Here is a 16,924-nt window from a genome sequence, read left to right as displayed (position 1 = left end):
CTGTCACCGCAGCTTCGCGAACAGCCAGAGCACAATGACAGCGCCGATTATGGCTGTTATCATCTCTCCTATCCAACTGTAGGCAGTCAGACCGAAAAGACCGAAAACCAAGCTTCCGACAACACCGCCCAGTAATCCCAAGAACAGATTAACAAGGCAACCACTACCTTCTCCTTTCTGAAGCCGGCTTGCAATGTATCCGGCAACGATTCCGCTGATTATTCCGCTGATCATGTTCGTAAAAGTTTTAAATTATTAATGTGAATTACTAACTTTATTATGCCTGAAACGGCACAATGTCCTTTTTACCTTATATAATCATCCTATGCTCTCCACCCTGTCCTCGTCAGTTATCTCACGCAAGACACGGCATGGATTGCCGACAGCAAGAGTGTGCGACGGGATGTCATGCGTCACCACACTTCCTGCACCGATGACTGCACCGTCGCCGATGGTCACGCCCGGGAGGACAACCACATTGGCGGCAAGCCACACATCACTGCCTATTGTGACAGGAGCGGCTTTCATCACGCCCTCATTCCTCTGGTCCGGCAGCAAGGCATGGGTAATGGTGTAGATGCCGCAGTTGGGGCCGATGAAAACGTTATCGCCAATGGTCACCATGCCCTCATCGAGTATGGTGAGGTTGAAGTTCGCTATAAAGTTATCCCCAATAGAGATGTGTTTTCCGAAATCACAGCGGAAAGGAGAATGGATAAGGAACGATTCACCTATGCTTCCCAATATCCGGCGCACCAGCCCTTCACGCTCCTCCTTGCAGTCCGGAGCCGTAGCATTAAGCCTGAAGCACAGGTTTTCCGTCGTCCTCAGCATCTCCCCTATCTCCGGAGCAAAACCGCAGACCCATTTTCCTGTATGCAAATCATTCATAAGTTTCTTCATTGTCAACAAATTCCAGCAATCAATTCCTTTGTCGTGACATTCATTGTTATGTGCAAAGGTACAACTTTTTTCCCGTATTTCCGCCAACCTTCACAATTTTTCATTTCCTTAAACAAATCATAGGCAGACACCTTGCCAGCCCAAACAAGCACCCAGCCTTACACTTCTGCCACAAAGACCTTGCACGGAAATAAAAAGATGCTTGCCTGAGACAGAACACAACCTATAAAAACAGCTTCTCCTTTACGTTGTCTTTGTCTCTGAATCCATTGGCAAGACCGGCCTTTGCCATTTAAAGCACGAGAAAGCTCAACGGCATACGCATGCTTAGATGACAAAAACAAACATAATCCTTCCCCACTAACCCTGTGCAGATTAGAAAGAACAAGGTGCAGCAAATCATACAACCCGCCACACCCTCTCTCCAGAAACACAGTAAATCCCTGTCCTTGCCAAGTCACTTTGTCTCCGTAGAAACACTTACGACCTTTATCTCCTGCCACCATTCCTGACTGTGAGACGTTCCGCCCTTCGGCTGTTCTTTCATTGCCAACCTGCAACAGACAGCTTTCAGACTGTCAAGGCGCAAATCGCCTGACGGAGAAACAAAAACCAATTCCTCACAGCTCTTCTCCACTGTAAGCACGGTACCCATCACTTTCATACCGGCAACATCTCCTATAGCAGCATGCTTGTCTATGGTCACCACAACCGTATCACCGGAAGCAGAATTCACCACACCTATGTATCCTTTACCGTTCCCTGATTTCTTTGACAGCTTACGCGGCAAGAGAACACCGCTCATCACACGCCCCGTAAGGTCTGCACTGCCATTGCTCAGTGCCTTTCCCTCCGAAAGCACGTTTTCCACAACCCTGCGTCTGACGGAGATAGCCCCAGCAGTCTCCGTGACGGTATACTCCGCCTTGGAAACCCTGTGGAATTCCTCCATACCGTCATACATCTGCACAGCCCGTTCCTCCGTCAACAGTTTCGTCACCACAGTGCCCGCTGCTCCGTCCGTCTCCCGAGCAGACAGAAGTTCCGCAAGCAACAGCCTGCGCTCTGTCTGCGCACAAAGCGGAAGGCTGAGCAATGCAAAAAAATAAAATAAAATTCTTTTCATAGACAGTTTCTATTTAATTTCAAGAAATCACTCTTCACATTTCCACAGTTTTGAACTTGCATAACCAACGGTTACACCCTTTACCAAAGCATCCTTATCTGCTTCTGAAATACTGGAATCAGAGACAAGAGCTATAACATTCTTACAATACTGTTCCCATTCTGCATCCGTCTGTACAAGTTCCATTCCGTTAAAATACAAAGCAACAACATCTAACATAAATGTTTTGTAATTGATTCTTAATTTCTTCATTCACTTCTAAAACACATGCATAATCCGATACGCCTACCCAATAATTTGCACTATTCTCCTTTTCCAAAGCCTCATAAAGAATGTAATTATGGTAATACCCTATACTGTCATTTATAGTTGCAAGTCCCGGTTCTGAAGTAAATACCAATCCATCCATTCCGAATTCCCTAGGCTGCATACATGAAATGACAGGAACATCTTTATTAATATTTGCTGATGATTTTGCAAGCAACATGTTTGCTCCATCGACTAAAGTTATAAAACTTTGTTTTTTTGCAGAAGTTAATGAAGCACCCTGTGCAGATTGCCACACATTACCTCCTGAAAATACACCTCTCACAGCACCGACACAATCTGAAACAAAAACATTTAGTACACGACCAAAAAGTCTTGACCAAAAGCCCCTTGCTTTTGGGTTCTCAAGCCCTTTATTCAAATCTGCAATATCATTCTGCAAATCCACATAACTATTTTGCGTAGAAATCACTATACTTTTAGCCTTGGGCTGTTCAAAATCGGAATCATAAACAGTTGTACTACAAGAACAGAACATAATGGAAACACCAAGTGTATAAAACATCTTTTTCATAAACTTAATAAATTTAGTTAATAAAATTATTTCATTACACATACAATACGAATAGTATTAAGGAATGCTCCTAATCAGTTCCAAGACTAATTATGGATACTATATTTCCATACTTTTCACAGTCCCGCCCAGCTCTTTTACACTTTTCCTACCACAAAGATAACAAAAAAAAAACAATCTACAAATAAAACTATTATTTTTTTACAAACCACCCTATTCTACATACATTTTGCACCCTCCCAAAGTCATGGAGAACATCTTGCCTGACATGCCAAAATCAAGTTTACATTTCTATTACACCCCTTGTATGGAAAGACAAACATGCTTGCCGGAGACAAAAGAACAACCCATAAAAGCAGCTCCCACCTTAAATTATCTTTGAAAAAAACAATCATTTTGGACAAACGATTGTCCTCCCAAAACACCTGTTTATACCATTTTACCCCCCCCCATTTTTTCTAAAAAAAATATTACCTTTACAGCGCGTTTCAGAACTCATGCTATTTGAGAGAAATTATTAATCACACTATAAACCATAAATATTGACTAACTTCAAAAAAAATCAGGCATGAAAAAAGTATCTCTTTTGTGCAGACTCATTGTCCTGCTTGCAGCATTCGCCTTCCCTGCCGAAATGCTTGCCGACGATTCTACAGACAACTACAAATCTGCCACATCCGTTTCTACAAACGAAACTGCTAATGGAAAAGCATTCACAAAGAAACGTGGCGCAACAGACACATTCTACAGGGAAATCACCTTTTCAAACTATAAGGATGTGGACAATATTGACCTCACATTCAAGGTGACAGACAACAATGGCAATGAATACCACCTTGGGTATTATGCCACAGACCCAACGAATAATCCGACCTCTGACATAACTGATTTCACCGGAACACAAAAATATTTGTGCTCAACAGCAGGCGACCAAAAATTCACATTGAACATCAATGCACTCCGAGAGAAATACAACAAATGTACTCTGACATTGACTTTCAACAACATTAGAGGTGACCATCAATATTGGTATGTCACTGTCAAAGGAACAGAGGTTGCGCCCGGCGCTGTCTTTGATGATGCATATTACTTTGTAAGTCCGCAACTTACTAAAAATCCTGTTAATCCGGAATCCCTCCTGTGTGAGAGTTTCCGTTTCTCACCGTCACGCCAACGAGGTGGCGGACTGGAATTAGGAGAATACCAGACTTTCAATTTCCGTGATTTCTTGATTGATAAGAATCTGGACGAAATCGAGTATTGGATTCAGAGGGGCGATGGCAAGGTTGTGTACAAGGCATACCAAGAAACCTACGAACTGGGCAAAGACAAACCAGGCACGGACAACCTGCGCGGTAATATCCTGAACCATGAAGCGTACGACTGTGCAAATGACCACAAAGGAGTATTCAAACTGAAACGTGGTACAGGACAGTCCTATACGTTCTTTATCAATACCCAACCAAACTCACAGAACAAACGCACTCTTGAGATTATCGTCAACGACAAGAACCTTGGAAGAAGAGAGATTGATGAAAATGGCTACTATCTTGTGGGCAACTTCAAGAAAGCTGCAGCAGACATAGACATCAAGCCTAATGAAATTGACGGCAGACGCGAAATGAGAAAGAGCTGGTTCAAGGGTGGCATAGAGTATCTTGACCCGACAGAGGACATCAAGAGTAGCGCCGACAGCATACTGTTCAGAGTCACTATCCCAAAACCGGCTGAAGGCTGGAACCAACTCTATCTTGCAGTGTTCGCTGCAGAGGATATAAAGAACTGGGGCAATTACGACATTAATGTAGCATGGGGCAAAGCCATACGCCCACAAGTGCAATGGATTTACAAGGACGACTCCTATGGTCTTGACGGCACAGCCCTTCATGGTGGTTTGACAACAAGACGAGCTGATGCAACGCTATACACTCAGCAGGCTCTTAACCCACAGGTGGACGACAGCTATACATCCTACACGTTCTCAATGAACATAACCACATCGACATATAACCTTGTGTTCAACAAAGGCATGTATATCATGGGACCGGCTGTCACCGCCACAGAAGAAGAGAGCAACGATGCAGACACTGAGGGTTGGAGCATAGCAGACGCTGACCACCAGACTAAACATGCACTGCGAATGTACTATAACCGAGACTCACGCAACTACACTTACCATGGTAAGCCGGATGCCGGAGAGACAACGGAAGGAATGCTGGCAAAGAAAGAACAGCCTATATATATAAAAGCAGGAGAGCCATTCTTGTTTGTCTACAACAAGGACTTCACCAAAACAATATTCATGGGCGACCGAGTGTCTCCAAAGTCTTTGGTTATAAAGGATAAAAATGGAGTATACTGCTCCGACGAGATGAATGTCTACGGTTTGGCTACCAATGATAACGACAATAACAACCATGACACACAATATGTGAACTATCTTCGTACCGGCAGCACTTCAAGCACTACATACAACCCAGACTTTGTAATAACTTGTGATTTCGGTCTGCCTTCGGGATATTACTACATAAGGCTGTACATCAGACAGGATGAGGACATTCAGAAGATTTACTACTTGCTCAACCGCGCATACACATTCTATCGTCCGTATGCGGACAAAATAGAAGACAAAACAGAGTATGACACATTCAAGTCGTTCTGTGACTACCATGCTGTGCTTGTCCCTGAAGATATAGCCATCTTCTATGTCTCCGAAGCCAGACAAGCGGACATGGAAGCCGTACTCACACCATACACAGCCGAAAAGACAGCTGACGGCAGACAGATTCTCCCTGCAGGCATGCCTGTGATTCTTGCAAAGAAATATGCAGGCAAAGAGGAGGGCAACAAACTTCTTACAGAGGATATTGTCATGGAGTACTACGAGGAGCCTAACTATGGCAGAGACAAGCATGTTAAAAATAATCTGCTGAAGGGCCAGATAGAGCGCAAGCACATCACGCTTCATGATGCCGAAAAGACTGTCACAAACTATCTCTTCGGCTACAAGAAGAGGAACGGCAGCGACAAGCCGGCAACCATAGGCTTCTACCAGCCGGGCGAAGGCGACTGCTCCATCAACACCGCCTATCTGCAAGTGCCGGGCAACATCAGCCCGACAGCGGCAAGCAAGGGTTGGAGAATGGTGTTCGACGGTGGAGCCACCGACGTCAGCAGCATTGAGGCAGCCTCTGCAGAAGCGGACAACAGCTACTACACTCTGCAAGGCATGAAGATAGCACGCCCGACAACAAAGGGCATATACATCCACAACAACAAGAAAATCATCATAAAATGAAAAAGGAGGAACAAAAAAGAATGAAAAAGAAGTATGTCAAGCCTGAAATCAGCATAATTCCCTTGGACATGGAGGAGCTCCTTGCGCCTATCATTTCAAGCACGATCAAGCAGGGCGAAGTTGATGATGACGAAGGTCAGATGAGCAAAGGGGACACGTTCGAGGACGATTGGGGGAACCCGTTCTCTGACAGTCCGTTTGAAGAGGGCTTCTGAGAAGGCTGCAAAAAAACGGCATGAGTTTTCTTATTCTCTATTTATCATAACAGTAAGAAACGAGGCTTTCACAAACGAAAGGTGGCACTTGGCATTGCCCGCCGTCGCCTTTCATGCCGCAAACGGTTACCGCTGACCATGAGAAAGGTTACCGTCTGTAGTGCGGAAGGATAGGAAAAGCACTGTGATTCATTACCAAAAACGTGCGAAAGGTAACGAATTGCAGTGCTTTTTTTGTACAACGATTGCGGCATTCGTCAGTAATACACTGACATACAGCGACATGGCAAAAGCATAAATTCCTGCGATATTTTTTCACTCACTGTCCCTTGATTGTCTTTACGCGAAATACGGAGGGGAAAAACGCAATGAGTTTTCTTATTGGTGTCAGGGAAAATAACGTGAGTTCGATGAATTTGCGTTATTTGATGCTATCAAAAATGCCATAAAAAGCACCGTGAAACGGTGACTCTTCGTTAACCCTGTATGGAGGCGCAGCCGAACATGCAGGGTGGCCCAGGGCAAGTAATTCTGCACCGTAAGACGGTGCCTCACACTGAAGGGGAGTGTTATGGGCGTATTTATGGCATGAGGAGGGTGTGTCAAAATGACCATTGTCAAAAATCCAACTTTCAATTTGTAAGTACAGTTTCTGCAATATAGAAAAGAAACAATTCTTAAACAATCGAACATTCAGCCTCTACCGCATAGCGGTAGTTTGTAGTACTAAACTTACAAATTGTAACCTTTGAAAACATCGGTTTGAGTTTTGACACACCCTCAGGCTGACTCCTTGCGGTGCTTTTACAGCGTCAGCTTGCACGCTGAGCAGCATACGCTGATGTATGTGCCCGGTAAAGAAACAGTCAGGCTATTTGCCCATGCGCGACACTGCACCGGAGCCTGCGCCCGTGCCTTTGTACTTTGACTTGGCGGCATTGAACACATAGCGGAGCGACATGCTTATGCACTGACGGCTGTTACGGGTGTCAAGCGTGAGCGTGTAGTAGCCGCAATCCATTGCCGCATACATCTTTGAACCCGTATGGAAGATGTCGGCAAACTTGAAGCGCAGGCTCAGGGCATCGTCCTTCAGCCAGCATTTTTGCACCGCTGCATCCATTGACCACATCGCTTTGGTGAGCGACATGTTCATCTGGTCGCCCTTTGACATCACCATACCGTTGAGCTCCAGCTGCCATGAGTGCTTCAGGCGGAAAGCATTGTTAAGCTGTCCGAACCAGAATGGCTTTGTCTTTTCCACCAACCGCATGCCACTTTCCTCACGAGGGTCGGCGAGGAGTTGCTTCAATGAGGGTTTCATAAAGCCCACCGTCCAGTTTGGCGTGTAGCATCCGAAGGTAGGCATGGCGGTAATGAAGGCTGACAACTGCTTGTAAGGGTCTTTCAGGTTGACATGCTTCAGGAGGATAACTCCCTCGTCAAGTCCTTCTGCCGGTGTGCCTTCCATGCCTCCGACGTATGACCATTGTGTGATGACGTTCTTCTGATGTATGTACTGCAAAGCAAGATTCAGCCATTTCCAGCGGAAGTTCGCGCCGAGATCCTGCTTGGTGGAGTTCTTCAGCTTAGGGTCACCGGTAACCATGCAGTAGCGGTTCATGTAGGTAACGGCATCGGAAAGCGTGCCATACCATGGGCGTTTAGTCTTCATGCTGTAAGAGAGTGCCGCCTGGACAGGGCCGAGCTGTGTGGAGAACGATGCTGAAGGGAAGAAATCATCGGTATAGCGTGTCATGTTGTTCTTGGAGTCAAGGCAGTCCGTATAGTCAAAACCGACATGCTCATAGCGCAGTCCGACACTGGCAGAACCTACCTTCGGAATTTGGAAACCATACTCCACGAAGGCCGCAAGATTCTTGTCGCTGACCTTCATCTCGGAGGATGGGACGGTGGTCTTTGTGATGGTGTACTTTGAATCGCGGTTGACGAAGGACATCTCCGTGCCGACATTCAGTTCACCTTTCCACACAGGGTAAGAGAAGACGAGCTTTGTGGCGAACATACGGTTCTTGTTCATCTTCTCAGTGGCGATGTTTTCAGCCTCTGTCTCAAGCTCTTCGAGCTGTGCGGTGGTACTGGTTGTCTTGTTGCGGTAGAGGTCTACGTTCCAGTCGATGCCCAGTTTGCCCACCTTTCCGTTGTAGTAAGCGTTGGCAGACCAGTTGAATGGTTCGTTTTCTTTCTCTGCCGAGTTGGAGAAGATATGCTCCGTGACGACATTATTCGTAAGAATGTCCTCATCAAGAGCATTCCATGAAGTGCCGTAAAGCTGACTTTTCATGTCTATGCGCATACCGACGGAATGGTTGTCGGCTATCTGCCAGTTGAAACCAACGTTATAGCTCAGACCGTAATAGTTGGTGTTATTATATGTGTCTCCTTCTTGTGAGACGGTTGCCGCTTTATAGTAACTGTCCTGGCGGAGGGTCTGCGTGTACTCGTTCCGCCACTGCCAATAGTTCAGTTTGCCGAAAACGTCAACGGAATTGTGGCGGTAGTTGACCTTCACTGTTGACGAAGGGGTGAATGTTTCGTTCTGAACATCGTAGTTGCCATCGGCGAAAGCGTTGAATCCGAAGCCTTCTCCCTGACGTTTCTTGGTGCGTATGCGCACTACGGCCGTCACCGTGGCGTCGTACTGTGCGCCGGGATTGTGGATGACATCGACGTCGAGAATCTCCTCCGAGCGTATGGTCTTGAACTCGTTGATGTCCTGCACCTTGCGCCCGTTGATGTAATAAACCGGCTGTCCTTTGCCTATGACCTCGAGGTCATCGCCGTTTTTCGTCATGCCCGGAACCTTCGCGAGCATCTCTTCCAGTGTGCCCGACTGGGAGAGTACCGAGCCTTCAATCTTTGTGAGCATGGAGTTGCCCTTGAGTTTTGTCTTCGGTGCCGTGCCTTTCACCACCACCGCACTGAGTTCCGCCTCTTTGTAGATGCTGTCGAGGGCTGCCGTCTGCTCCTGTGCGGTGGCTGTTATGGAAAGGAGAAGTCCTGCTGTTATGAGTGATTTTGTCTTCATTGTTCGTAATGTTTGTATTGTGTAAATGGAAAATGAATGTGTTTGTGTTGTTGTGCTTGTATGTCTGTGTTGTAAGGTTGATGACTTTTCAGGCTTCATTCACGGCACTGTGAAGACATTAACTGCCGGAGACATCGGGTTGCCTCGTGCTCCCCCCCCCATTTGTTTTCGGCTTCTGCGAGGCGTGATACTCCTTGACGACATCGTCGATGGAGATGCCGAGGAGGGGCATCTGGCGGAACATCTCCGCGAGAGTCTTATGGATGAAGGTCTCCTTGCGCTGCCGTTGGATTGCGCTCTTTGCACCGGCGGTGACGAAATAGCCCATGCCACGGCGCTGGTAGATGATTTCCGAGCGTGACAGTTCCTCGTAAGTCTTCATGACAGTGTTGATGTTCACCTGCATCAGTGTGGCATAGTCGCGCACCGACGGTATGCGCCGGTCTTCGGCATAGACACCGGAGAGTATCTCGTCACATATTCTGTCGGATATCTGCAGGTATATGGGGCGGTCTTTATTGAACATTTCCATAAGCTTATTTGTTGAAGAAACGGTTGTTTATAATCTGACTGCGGCTGAAGAGACGGAAGGAATACCAGTAGCAGAAGCTGATGAACGCAAGCTCAGCAAGCAGCACTACGCACTTTGCAAAGTCCTCTCCTACATACCATTCTATCTCAAGTCCACAGTCGTTGGCGTCAAGAATAGAATGGACGAGCCATCCTGCACCGGTAAATAATGTGCCTGTGGCAAACGGAACGACTATCCACCAAAGGACACAAGTAAGGATGAACTGGTGCTTGCGGAACAGTGTGCCGCCAAGAATAAAGGCCGCGTGTGCCGCGATAAGTCCGAAGACGAAAGCCACAACACCCCATATCACGCCCAAGGCTTTTATCTCCAAGGTATCCGCCAGTATTCCTAATGCGCTCCATGTGACAGAGGAACTTGTGCCATAGACGATTTCTGAGACAATCCTCTGTACTCCGTCACCGACGATGAGTCCTGCAATAGAAGTCCCACCGAGCACAAAAGTGACATAAATCCAGTTGGCTGCGTATTTCTCCAGGTTAGTGGCAGGGAGCATTGCATAGTTCAGGAATGCGGTCTTTGTCTTTGTGTTGAAACTCACTCCGGTAGCATATTTAAGCATTATCACGCTGATGCAGATGAGCATTAGCACTGTCATGGACGACACTTCGCCACGGTCGGCAGCCTCATCCGAGAACCAAAATCCATTAGTTATGCTCATTGCAAAGAACATACCTATAATTCCGCCGATGAAAGTGCGCAGGAGTTCTCCTTTTCTGCCTATGACATTCCAGCACACTACTTGTAAAAGTCTATCTGTTTTCATAACTGTCTTTCTGTTTGTTTTGTTCATTTACTATTGTCTTTTCTTGCCTGTCAGCTGCAATTCCTTTGTCTCTATGTCTCCTGAACCGGCAACGCTTTGTGTGAAAGTTCCGAGAGTTCCTTTGAGCTTCACATCTCCCGAGCCGGCAATGCTGACAGATGCCTCACCACAATCCTGGAAATTAATGTCCATATCTCCTGACCCGGCGATTTTGAATCCGCTCCATTCCACATTCTGCAGACCGGCCTTTATGTCACCGGAACCTGCCATGTCGAATTCCACGCTGTTTGCCCTTACTCCGGCGAGCTTCACATCTCCTGAACCGGCTATACGCACACAGAAGTCCTCTGTACAGATGGTGTCCTTGCAGATAAAGCCTGCCGAACCATTCACTTTTATTTCTTTAAGGTACGGAGCAGTGATATAGATTTTCTGATTTCCGGATTTCGTTTGGTTTATCCTCCATACTCTCATGTTTTTTGACCCATCTACACGACTGATTCGAAGCATGCTGTCCTTGTTTTCCATGATAAGATCCTTCATGAGTCCCTCCGAAGTCTTCACGCGGACAGAGAAACTGTCCCCTACGGCATAATAGACATCACAGTAAGTGCTGATTTTCAAACGGTTGAAATCCTTAATATCGAAGGTCTTTTCCACCATTTCTCCATTCAACTCTTTATTATCAACTATGCGGACAGAGCAAGCTGCAAAGGTAAGCACTGCCACAGCAGCTATTACTGGTATATTCATTTTCATTGCTTTCATTGTTTTTGATAATTATTTCATTCTAAAACCACAAGACAAAATCCAAGCAAGAATTGTCTGTGGACTTAACCGCATAGCGGTTGAAGATTGTATCTTTAGTTTCACATCTGATTCAGTAAGACTCTGTACGTGAAACCGCGTAGCGGTTCCTTTTCTTAAATGTTGAACATGCGGTTGTTGATAATCTGAGAACGGCAGAAGAGGCGATAGGAAAGCCAATAGAAGAGGCTGACAACCACTGTTCCGATGGCGAGAACCGCCCATTTCACGAAGGTCTCCCCCACATACCATTCGATGATGATGACTGTGTCTGTACTGTCCAGCCATGTTTTCCCGAGATACACCAAGCCACCTAACAACAAGGACAAGACAAAGGGAATCACAATGACCAAGAGGATACATGTGTAGATGAACTGATGCTTACGGAACAGTGTACCGCCGAAGATGAACTTGCCATGGATTGATATTGCCGAATAAACTCCCAGTGCAATGCCAAGCAAACTCTCCGCAGACTCTACATGCAGCATATTATATAATGTGTGCAACACAGCCCATGTTAGTGAGGAAGCCTTGCCATATCTCACCATTGTCACTGCCATTTGTGCGAAATCGCCGACAACAAAACTTGCAATCAAGAGCGCACCAAGGACAAAAGTGACATAAATCCAACTGGCAAGAAACTTTTCAAGGTTTGTGGCAGGAATCATGGCGTAGCTGATGAAGCCCGTTTTTGTGGAGTTGTTGAAGCTGATTTGTGTGGCATATTTCAGCATTATCACAGCCAGTACAACAAGAAGCATTGCCGCCATGGACTCATAAGTGCCATGTCCTGCAAAATGTTTGCCAAACAAGAGACCGTTGGCACACACCGCCGCAAAAAGGGTGCCTATCACTCCACCAAAGAAACCGCGCACGATTTTGCCCTTTCGGGTCATAATGTTCCAGCGCACGAGCTGTAAAAGTCTGCTTGTTTTCATATTTTTTCCTCCTATTCTTTATCGTCTTTGCTACTGTATTTCTTGCCCGTAAGCGTGAGCTCATCGGTATTTATCTTGCCTATTCCCGCCACCTCCTGCCGGAGAGTGCCAAGAACGCCACGGAGCTTGATGCTTCCCACACCGGCAACTTGTGCACGTGACTCAACGCAATCGTGGAAACCGATGTCCATGGTTCCGGCTCCTGCCATGCCCAGTTCCGTCCACGCTGCCTCCTGAATGTCGGCCGTCATGCTTGCCGCACCGGATATTGCCAGGATTACATCATGGGCTTTCACACAAGCGAAATGTGCTTTTCCCGCACCGGATATACTCACACAGAAATCCTCAGTGACGATAGTGTCGTTGCAGATGATGTCGACTGCGCCCGCAACGTTTATATTCTTGAGATAAGGGGCGGTGATGTACACCTTGCGCTCATTACAAGTCTTATTGTTTAATCGCCAGATTCTGCTGCTTATGTCCACATCAGGGACATTGCCAATCAGCAAGGTGCTGTCACTCTTTTCCACTTTCAGTTTCTTCATGTCGCCCTCCGCAGTGCTGACACGGACAGAGAATGTGTCGCTCACGGTGTAGCAGACCTTGGCATAACCACCTAATTCCAGGCTGTTGAAGTCCTTGATGCCGAAGGTCTTCTCTATAATTTTGCCGTTTTCCTCCTTATTGGTTGAAAAGCGGAGTGAGCATGCTGACAATGTGAACACTGCCACTGCAGCCATGGCAAATAACTTTATTTTCATTGCTTTCCGTATAATTGATTTGTAAAATATGGCAACTTTAGCTTTATATCCGAGTTTGCAAGTCACTGCGAGGATAACCGCGTAGTGGTTGAAGATGGCAGTCGTGGATTGCAACCACAGCTACTTTCTTGTCACCGCTAACGCGGTTCCTTTCACTGTTCACCGGTTTGTGACCGAGTAATCACTTGCCTTGCGTCGTGGCATTGAAGAGAATTTCAAGGTTCAGAGGTGTCTCCGGACGGTCGCCGCGATGAGCCATGACGAGGTTTCCCTGCAGGGACGGCTCGCCGTAGATGACGTCGTCCATGTCCTGCGGCAGACGAGTTTCGAAGACATACTTGTCGCAAATCTCCTGAGTAGTGTTGTCAAGGAGGATGCCTTCGTTGGACATGATGATGACATGGTCAAGCAACTGCTCCACATCATGCACCTGATGGGTGGATATAATGATTGTGCGGTCGTCGCTCATTGAGGCGGAAACTGCCTTACGGAACTGTGCCTTGGAAGGGATGTCAAGACCGTTTGTCGGCTCGTCCATGAGGAGTATCTTTGTCCTTGTCGCCAAAGCGAAACTCATGAACACTTTCTTCTTCTGACCCATGGACAGCTCCGAGAGTTTCAGGTCGTACTCCAGACCGAACTCTGCAAGGCACTTTTCAAGGAGTTCCTGTGAGAAACGTGGGTAGAACGGTGCATTCATCTTAACATAGTCGGCAAGGCGGACAGAAGGGAGCTCAAACTCTTCGCTTACGAAGAACACTTCGCTGAGCATCTCGGGACAGCGCTTTTGGCTCTCCATGTCGCCGACTGTGACCATTCCCTTTGTTGGACGGAGAAGTCCTGCGATAAGGTAGAGGAGTGTGGACTTGCCCACTCCGTTCTTGCCGAGAAGCCCGCAGATGCGGTTCTCCTTCAACTCAAGGTACATGTTGCTGAGCACCTGGCGCTTAGAACCCTTGTACTTGAAACTTACATTCTGCACTTTTATTTCCATAGCTTTGTTATTTATATGTTTTCTTTCTTTGTTTTCTCTTTGTAACAGAACCGCTGCAAACCGCTGTGACCGTTTATTCTCAGGACTCGGCAGGAGTGATTTTGAGTATCTGTTATGGTGTATTACTCTAATAGTACACCGCAAAGGTACGTCAAATATCCAATATCTGCAAATTTTTCGTGAGTTTTTTTGCAAAAAGGCATAAAAAAGTTGTTTTTAAGCTATCACGGGCAGGATTTCACCTATATAATAATCAGATAAGCGTTTTTCATAGCAAAGGAAGACATTGCTTTCTTTCCTACATAGCAGCCTCCACCCTGCTGTCTGCGAAGGTAAAAGTACGAAAAAACGAAGTATCACCTTTCGCATGATGAAAGGTAGCACTTCGTACAGTAAAAGGTGACCTTCCGTCTTCCGAAAGGTCACCTTTCATTCTGCCTCTCCACATGGCTTGCTGCATAAGCGGCGGAAAGCCTGCTGTCAAGGCACTTGTATTGTGGCGGGAATGCCGCCGACTATTATTTTCAGGTAATAATAATCACTGTCTTTTTAATTAGAACTCGATGTCACATCCCACACCGATGACGTCATTGGAGCGTGTGAACTCGTTCATGCCGTCCTGAGTCTTGTACTTGTCGTAGAAGGTCTTGAAATATGCTGCCTGGAGGGAAACGTTCTCATTGACCTTGTACTTGCAGCCGAAGCCGAAGGAGGTGGAGTTGGTGACAAAGGAGATGTCGGACATGTAGGCGTCGGTGAGTCCGTAGCGTGTCACCTGGAAGCCTGCAGAGACTGTCACCTTTTCTGTCGTGTTCCATTCCACACCGCCAAGATACTCGTTGGTGCCGCCTGAGAGAAGTTCCTGCTTGTTGCCGGCCTTCTTTGACTGCTTGTCGTAGAAATGGTGGTAGCCGGCATTGATGCGGACGTTAGGCAGCACGCTCCACTGTGCGCCAAGGGCGAGCAAAGCCGGAGAGTCCTCGCGGACAGAAGTGCCGTCGACAAATTGCTCTACAGCTGACATCATGCCTGCCTGTGCAAGGTTGGACTTGTTTTTCATGGACATGCGTGTGCGGAACTCATACTTGCCGGCAAGGTTCAATGTGCCGATTTTCCAGTCGACACCGATGATTGGGGAGATGCCGAAGCCTGTCTGATCGGACTCAAGGTCAACACCGTTTTTATATGCGTTGACGGCGGCGAGCTGTTCCGTTACCGCAGGAGGAAGGGTGACACCCAATTGCCCAAGCTGTCCAAGTTTGGCTGTCAGACCATCAACATACTGATTCAGATGTTGGTTGCCATTTACAATGATGTCGGAGATTCTTGCCTGATATTTCGCAGTACCATAAAGGGCACGAATACCACCGTAAACAGAGAAATTGTCTGTAACCTTGTAGGCTGTACCGAGAGTAAAGCCGAAATAGTACTGCTTACCCTGCATGTAGCCTTCCATGTCATAACTGTTTACAGTAGGCAAAGCCATGCCTGGAATTTGATTGAATTGGTTAATCAATCCGGCAACACTTGTAGCCATACCGCCAAGAGTGCTCTCAAAAGAGCCAAGTCCCTTGTCAAACTCACATGTGCCACCGCCACCGGAGATGGCGAAGTTGAACTGGAAAGACCATTTTCCTGTGTTATAGGCAGCCTGTACGGATGGTATGAAAGGCACTTGTGCATTACCCTTGTAACGCTTTGTCTTATTCTCGCCGGAGAGAGTGTGGTCAAGGAACGGGCTTGTCGTAAAGACTGTACGTGTCTGGAAAGCCGCCTGCCAGTTAAGGGAGAGATGCATGCCGTCATTAAGGAATGCCACACCTGCCGGGTTGGAATAGACTCCGTCAATACCTATTGCACCCTCACGGGCAGGGTTTCTGAGGAATGCGATGTTCTGATTCGTGTTGGTGAGCATACCGCCGGCATACGCACCACTTACGCTTGCCACTGAAAGGAGTGTAAGGCAAGCCTTTTTGATAAATTTCATAAAATACTTATTGAATTATTCTTTAAACCTTAACAATACCAAATTGAATTCGTTGCAAAGTTACATATTTTGTTCCATATTTCCATAAAAGATAATATTTAGTTATATTTTATTAACACTACCAAAATCTTTACAAACAACTATTAAGCGAATAAGAATCATAGTGACAACACGCTGCAAGGCGGTACATTTCCGTTAACCACAAGACAATCTTCTGAACCCGCATGAATCTACATAAGCACTTATTGCAAAGAGAATCACATGGCGGGAACGCACAGAAACAAATGGCATGCGGATTATTTTTTTTGCCGACAACATATATTAGAAATAGGAGTATAAGAAAATAGTGCTAATCACGTTTATATCCGCAATTAGCACTATTATTGCTTATGTCTTTGACGATAGTTGGTAAAGACGGAGCATGTGGCACATCTCTGCCATTACAGGATGCTGTCAATGTATGCTTTTAACAGCATCAAGCGAAAGATTCATTATCTTCGCTATCTGTTCAGATGACATTCCGGACTGCTTCATCATGCGGATTGCCTCTGCGCGACCTTCAATGATTCCTTCTGCGCGACCTTCAACGATTCCTTCTGCACGACCTTCAACGATTCCTTCTGCTCTTCCTTCCATACGCCCCTCTG

General features: G+C 46.5%; 15 protein-coding genes and 1 pseudogene. 2 read left to right on the top strand and 14 right to left on the bottom strand.

The window, feature by feature from the left end; genetic code table 11:
* Nucleotides 1-3: 3 nt before the first annotated feature.
* The 5 genes from E5358_RS13865 to E5358_RS13850 all read right to left on the bottom strand — a co-directional run bounded on the left by E5358_RS13865 (nucleotide 4) and on the right by E5358_RS13850 (nucleotide 2,870).
* Complete coding sequence (locus tag E5358_RS13865; protein WP_135940773.1) at nucleotides 4-234, bottom strand: GlsB/YeaQ/YmgE family stress response membrane protein; 231 nt, start codon at nucleotides 232-234, stop codon at nucleotides 4-6.
* 84 nt (nucleotides 235-318) lie between these two features.
* A complete protein-coding gene (locus tag E5358_RS13860) occupies nucleotides 319-903 on the bottom strand; it encodes a sugar O-acetyltransferase (RefSeq protein ID WP_277821321.1) in 585 nt (194 codons plus the stop codon).
* 457 nt (nucleotides 904-1,360) lie between these two features.
* On the bottom strand, nucleotides 1,361-2,029 hold the full coding sequence (locus E5358_RS13855) for a hypothetical protein (RefSeq protein ID WP_135940772.1): 669 nt from the start codon (nucleotides 2,027-2,029) through the stop codon (nucleotides 1,361-1,363).
* A gap of 27 nt (nucleotides 2,030-2,056) precedes the next feature.
* Nucleotides 2,057-2,215 (bottom strand): hypothetical protein, encoded by a 159-nt coding sequence (locus tag E5358_RS15155; protein WP_277821320.1) that lies wholly within the window; start codon nucleotides 2,213-2,215, stop codon nucleotides 2,057-2,059.
* Nucleotides 2,216-2,219: 4 nt separating this feature from the next.
* The gene (locus tag E5358_RS13850; protein WP_135940771.1) at nucleotides 2,220-2,870 is read right to left on the bottom strand and encodes a hypothetical protein; all 651 of its coding nucleotides are present in this window, start codon (nucleotides 2,868-2,870) and stop codon (nucleotides 2,220-2,222) included.
* Between the two features lie 568 nt (nucleotides 2,871-3,438).
* On the opposite strand from E5358_RS13850, the gene E5358_RS13845 reads away from it, so the two are divergent.
* Together E5358_RS13845 and E5358_RS13840 are read left to right on the top strand one after the other, a co-directional pair.
* Nucleotides 3,439-6,168 carry a hypothetical protein gene (locus tag E5358_RS13845; protein ID WP_135940770.1) on the top strand — a complete coding sequence of 910 codons (2,730 nt, stop codon included), beginning with the start codon at nucleotides 3,439-3,441 and terminating at the stop codon, nucleotides 6,166-6,168.
* A gap of 20 nt (nucleotides 6,169-6,188) precedes the next feature.
* The gene (locus tag E5358_RS13840) at nucleotides 6,189-6,383 is read left to right on the top strand and encodes a hypothetical protein (protein ID WP_135940769.1); all 195 of its coding nucleotides are present in this window, start codon (nucleotides 6,189-6,191) and stop codon (nucleotides 6,381-6,383) included.
* Between the two features lie 871 nt (nucleotides 6,384-7,254).
* On the opposite strand, the gene E5358_RS13835 is transcribed toward E5358_RS13840, so the two are convergent.
* From E5358_RS13835 to E5358_RS15150, 9 genes and pseudogenes are all read right to left on the bottom strand, one after another.
* Nucleotides 7,255-9,432, bottom strand: coding sequence for a TonB-dependent receptor domain-containing protein (locus E5358_RS13835; protein ID WP_168354688.1), 2,178 nt, complete (start codon nucleotides 9,430-9,432; stop codon nucleotides 7,255-7,257).
* A gap of 118 nt (nucleotides 9,433-9,550) precedes the next feature.
* Complete coding sequence (locus E5358_RS13830; protein WP_135940767.1) at nucleotides 9,551-9,964, bottom strand: GntR family transcriptional regulator; 414 nt, start codon at nucleotides 9,962-9,964, stop codon at nucleotides 9,551-9,553.
* Between the two features lie 4 nt (nucleotides 9,965-9,968).
* A complete protein-coding gene (locus tag E5358_RS13825; protein WP_135940766.1) occupies nucleotides 9,969-10,790 on the bottom strand; it encodes a hypothetical protein in 822 nt (273 codons plus the stop codon).
* Between the two features lie 30 nt (nucleotides 10,791-10,820).
* Nucleotides 10,821-11,558: a head GIN domain-containing protein gene (locus tag E5358_RS13820; RefSeq protein ID WP_135940765.1), complete on the bottom strand. Its 738-nt coding sequence runs from the start codon at nucleotides 11,556-11,558 to the stop codon at nucleotides 10,821-10,823.
* A 155-nt stretch (nucleotides 11,559-11,713) separates the two neighbouring features.
* Nucleotides 11,714-12,535, bottom strand: a complete 822-nt coding sequence (locus tag E5358_RS13815) for a hypothetical protein (RefSeq protein WP_135940764.1) — start codon at nucleotides 12,533-12,535, stop codon at nucleotides 11,714-11,716.
* Between the two features lie 11 nt (nucleotides 12,536-12,546).
* A complete protein-coding gene (locus tag E5358_RS13810; RefSeq protein ID WP_135940763.1) occupies nucleotides 12,547-13,296 on the bottom strand; it encodes a GIN domain-containing protein in 750 nt (249 codons plus the stop codon).
* A 181-nt stretch (nucleotides 13,297-13,477) separates the two neighbouring features.
* The gene (locus E5358_RS13805; RefSeq protein WP_135940762.1) at nucleotides 13,478-14,290 is read right to left on the bottom strand and encodes an ABC transporter ATP-binding protein; all 813 of its coding nucleotides are present in this window, start codon (nucleotides 14,288-14,290) and stop codon (nucleotides 13,478-13,480) included.
* 553 nt (nucleotides 14,291-14,843) lie between these two features.
* On the bottom strand, nucleotides 14,844-16,277 hold the full coding sequence (locus E5358_RS13800; RefSeq protein WP_277821319.1) for an OmpP1/FadL family transporter: 1,434 nt from the start codon (nucleotides 16,275-16,277) through the stop codon (nucleotides 14,844-14,846).
* A gap of 453 nt (nucleotides 16,278-16,730) precedes the next feature.
* Nucleotides 16,731-16,924: pseudogene (locus tag E5358_RS15150) on the bottom strand (hypothetical protein); the annotation flags it as partial.

The sequence above is a fragment of the Palleniella muris genome, assembly GCF_004792655.1.
Taxonomy (GTDB): domain Bacteria; phylum Bacteroidota; class Bacteroidia; order Bacteroidales; family Bacteroidaceae; genus Prevotella; species Prevotella muris_A.
The sequence above is the reverse complement of the archived record's forward strand: the minus strand, read 5'-3'. Positions and strand labels throughout refer to the sequence as shown.

Bases quoted from the DNA above. Each gene is read 5' to 3' on its own strand.
- E5358_RS13800 (WP_277821319.1), bottom strand. From the start codon at position 16,277: ATGAAATTTATCAAAAAGGCTTGCCTTACACTCCTTTCAGTGGCAAGC.
- E5358_RS15155 (WP_277821320.1), bottom strand. From the start codon at position 2,215: ATGGAACTTGTACAGACGGATGCAGAATGGGAACAGTATTGTAAGAAT.
- E5358_RS13805 (WP_135940762.1), bottom strand. From the start codon at position 14,290: ATGGAAATAAAAGTGCAGAATGTAAGTTTCAAGTACAAGGGTTCTAAG.
- E5358_RS13825 (WP_135940766.1), bottom strand. From the start codon at position 10,790: ATGAAAACAGATAGACTTTTACAAGTAGTGTGCTGGAATGTCATAGGC.
- E5358_RS13850 (WP_135940771.1), bottom strand. From the start codon at position 2,870: ATGAAAAAGATGTTTTATACACTTGGTGTTTCCATTATGTTCTGTTCT.
- E5358_RS13815 (WP_135940764.1), bottom strand. From the start codon at position 12,535: ATGAAAACAAGCAGACTTTTACAGCTCGTGCGCTGGAACATTATGACC.
- E5358_RS13855 (WP_135940772.1), bottom strand. From the start codon at position 2,029: ATGAAAAGAATTTTATTTTATTTTTTTGCATTGCTCAGCCTTCCGCTT.
- E5358_RS13830 (WP_135940767.1), bottom strand. From the start codon at position 9,964: ATGGAAATGTTCAATAAAGACCGCCCCATATACCTGCAGATATCCGAC.
- E5358_RS13820 (WP_135940765.1), bottom strand. From the start codon at position 11,558: ATGAAAGCAATGAAAATGAATATACCAGTAATAGCTGCTGTGGCAGTG.
- E5358_RS13860 (WP_277821321.1), bottom strand. From the start codon at position 903: ATGAAGAAACTTATGAATGATTTGCATACAGGAAAATGGGTCTGCGGT.
- E5358_RS13865 (WP_135940773.1), bottom strand. From the start codon at position 234: ATGATCAGCGGAATAATCAGCGGAATCGTTGCCGGATACATTGCAAGC.
- E5358_RS13845 (WP_135940770.1), top strand. From the start codon at position 3,439: ATGAAAAAAGTATCTCTTTTGTGCAGACTCATTGTCCTGCTTGCAGCA.
- E5358_RS13835 (WP_168354688.1), bottom strand. From the start codon at position 9,432: ATGAAGACAAAATCACTCATAACAGCAGGACTTCTCCTTTCCATAACA.
- E5358_RS13810 (WP_135940763.1), bottom strand. From the start codon at position 13,296: ATGAAAATAAAGTTATTTGCCATGGCTGCAGTGGCAGTGTTCACATTG.
- E5358_RS13840 (WP_135940769.1), top strand. From the start codon at position 6,189: ATGAAAAAGAAGTATGTCAAGCCTGAAATCAGCATAATTCCCTTGGAC.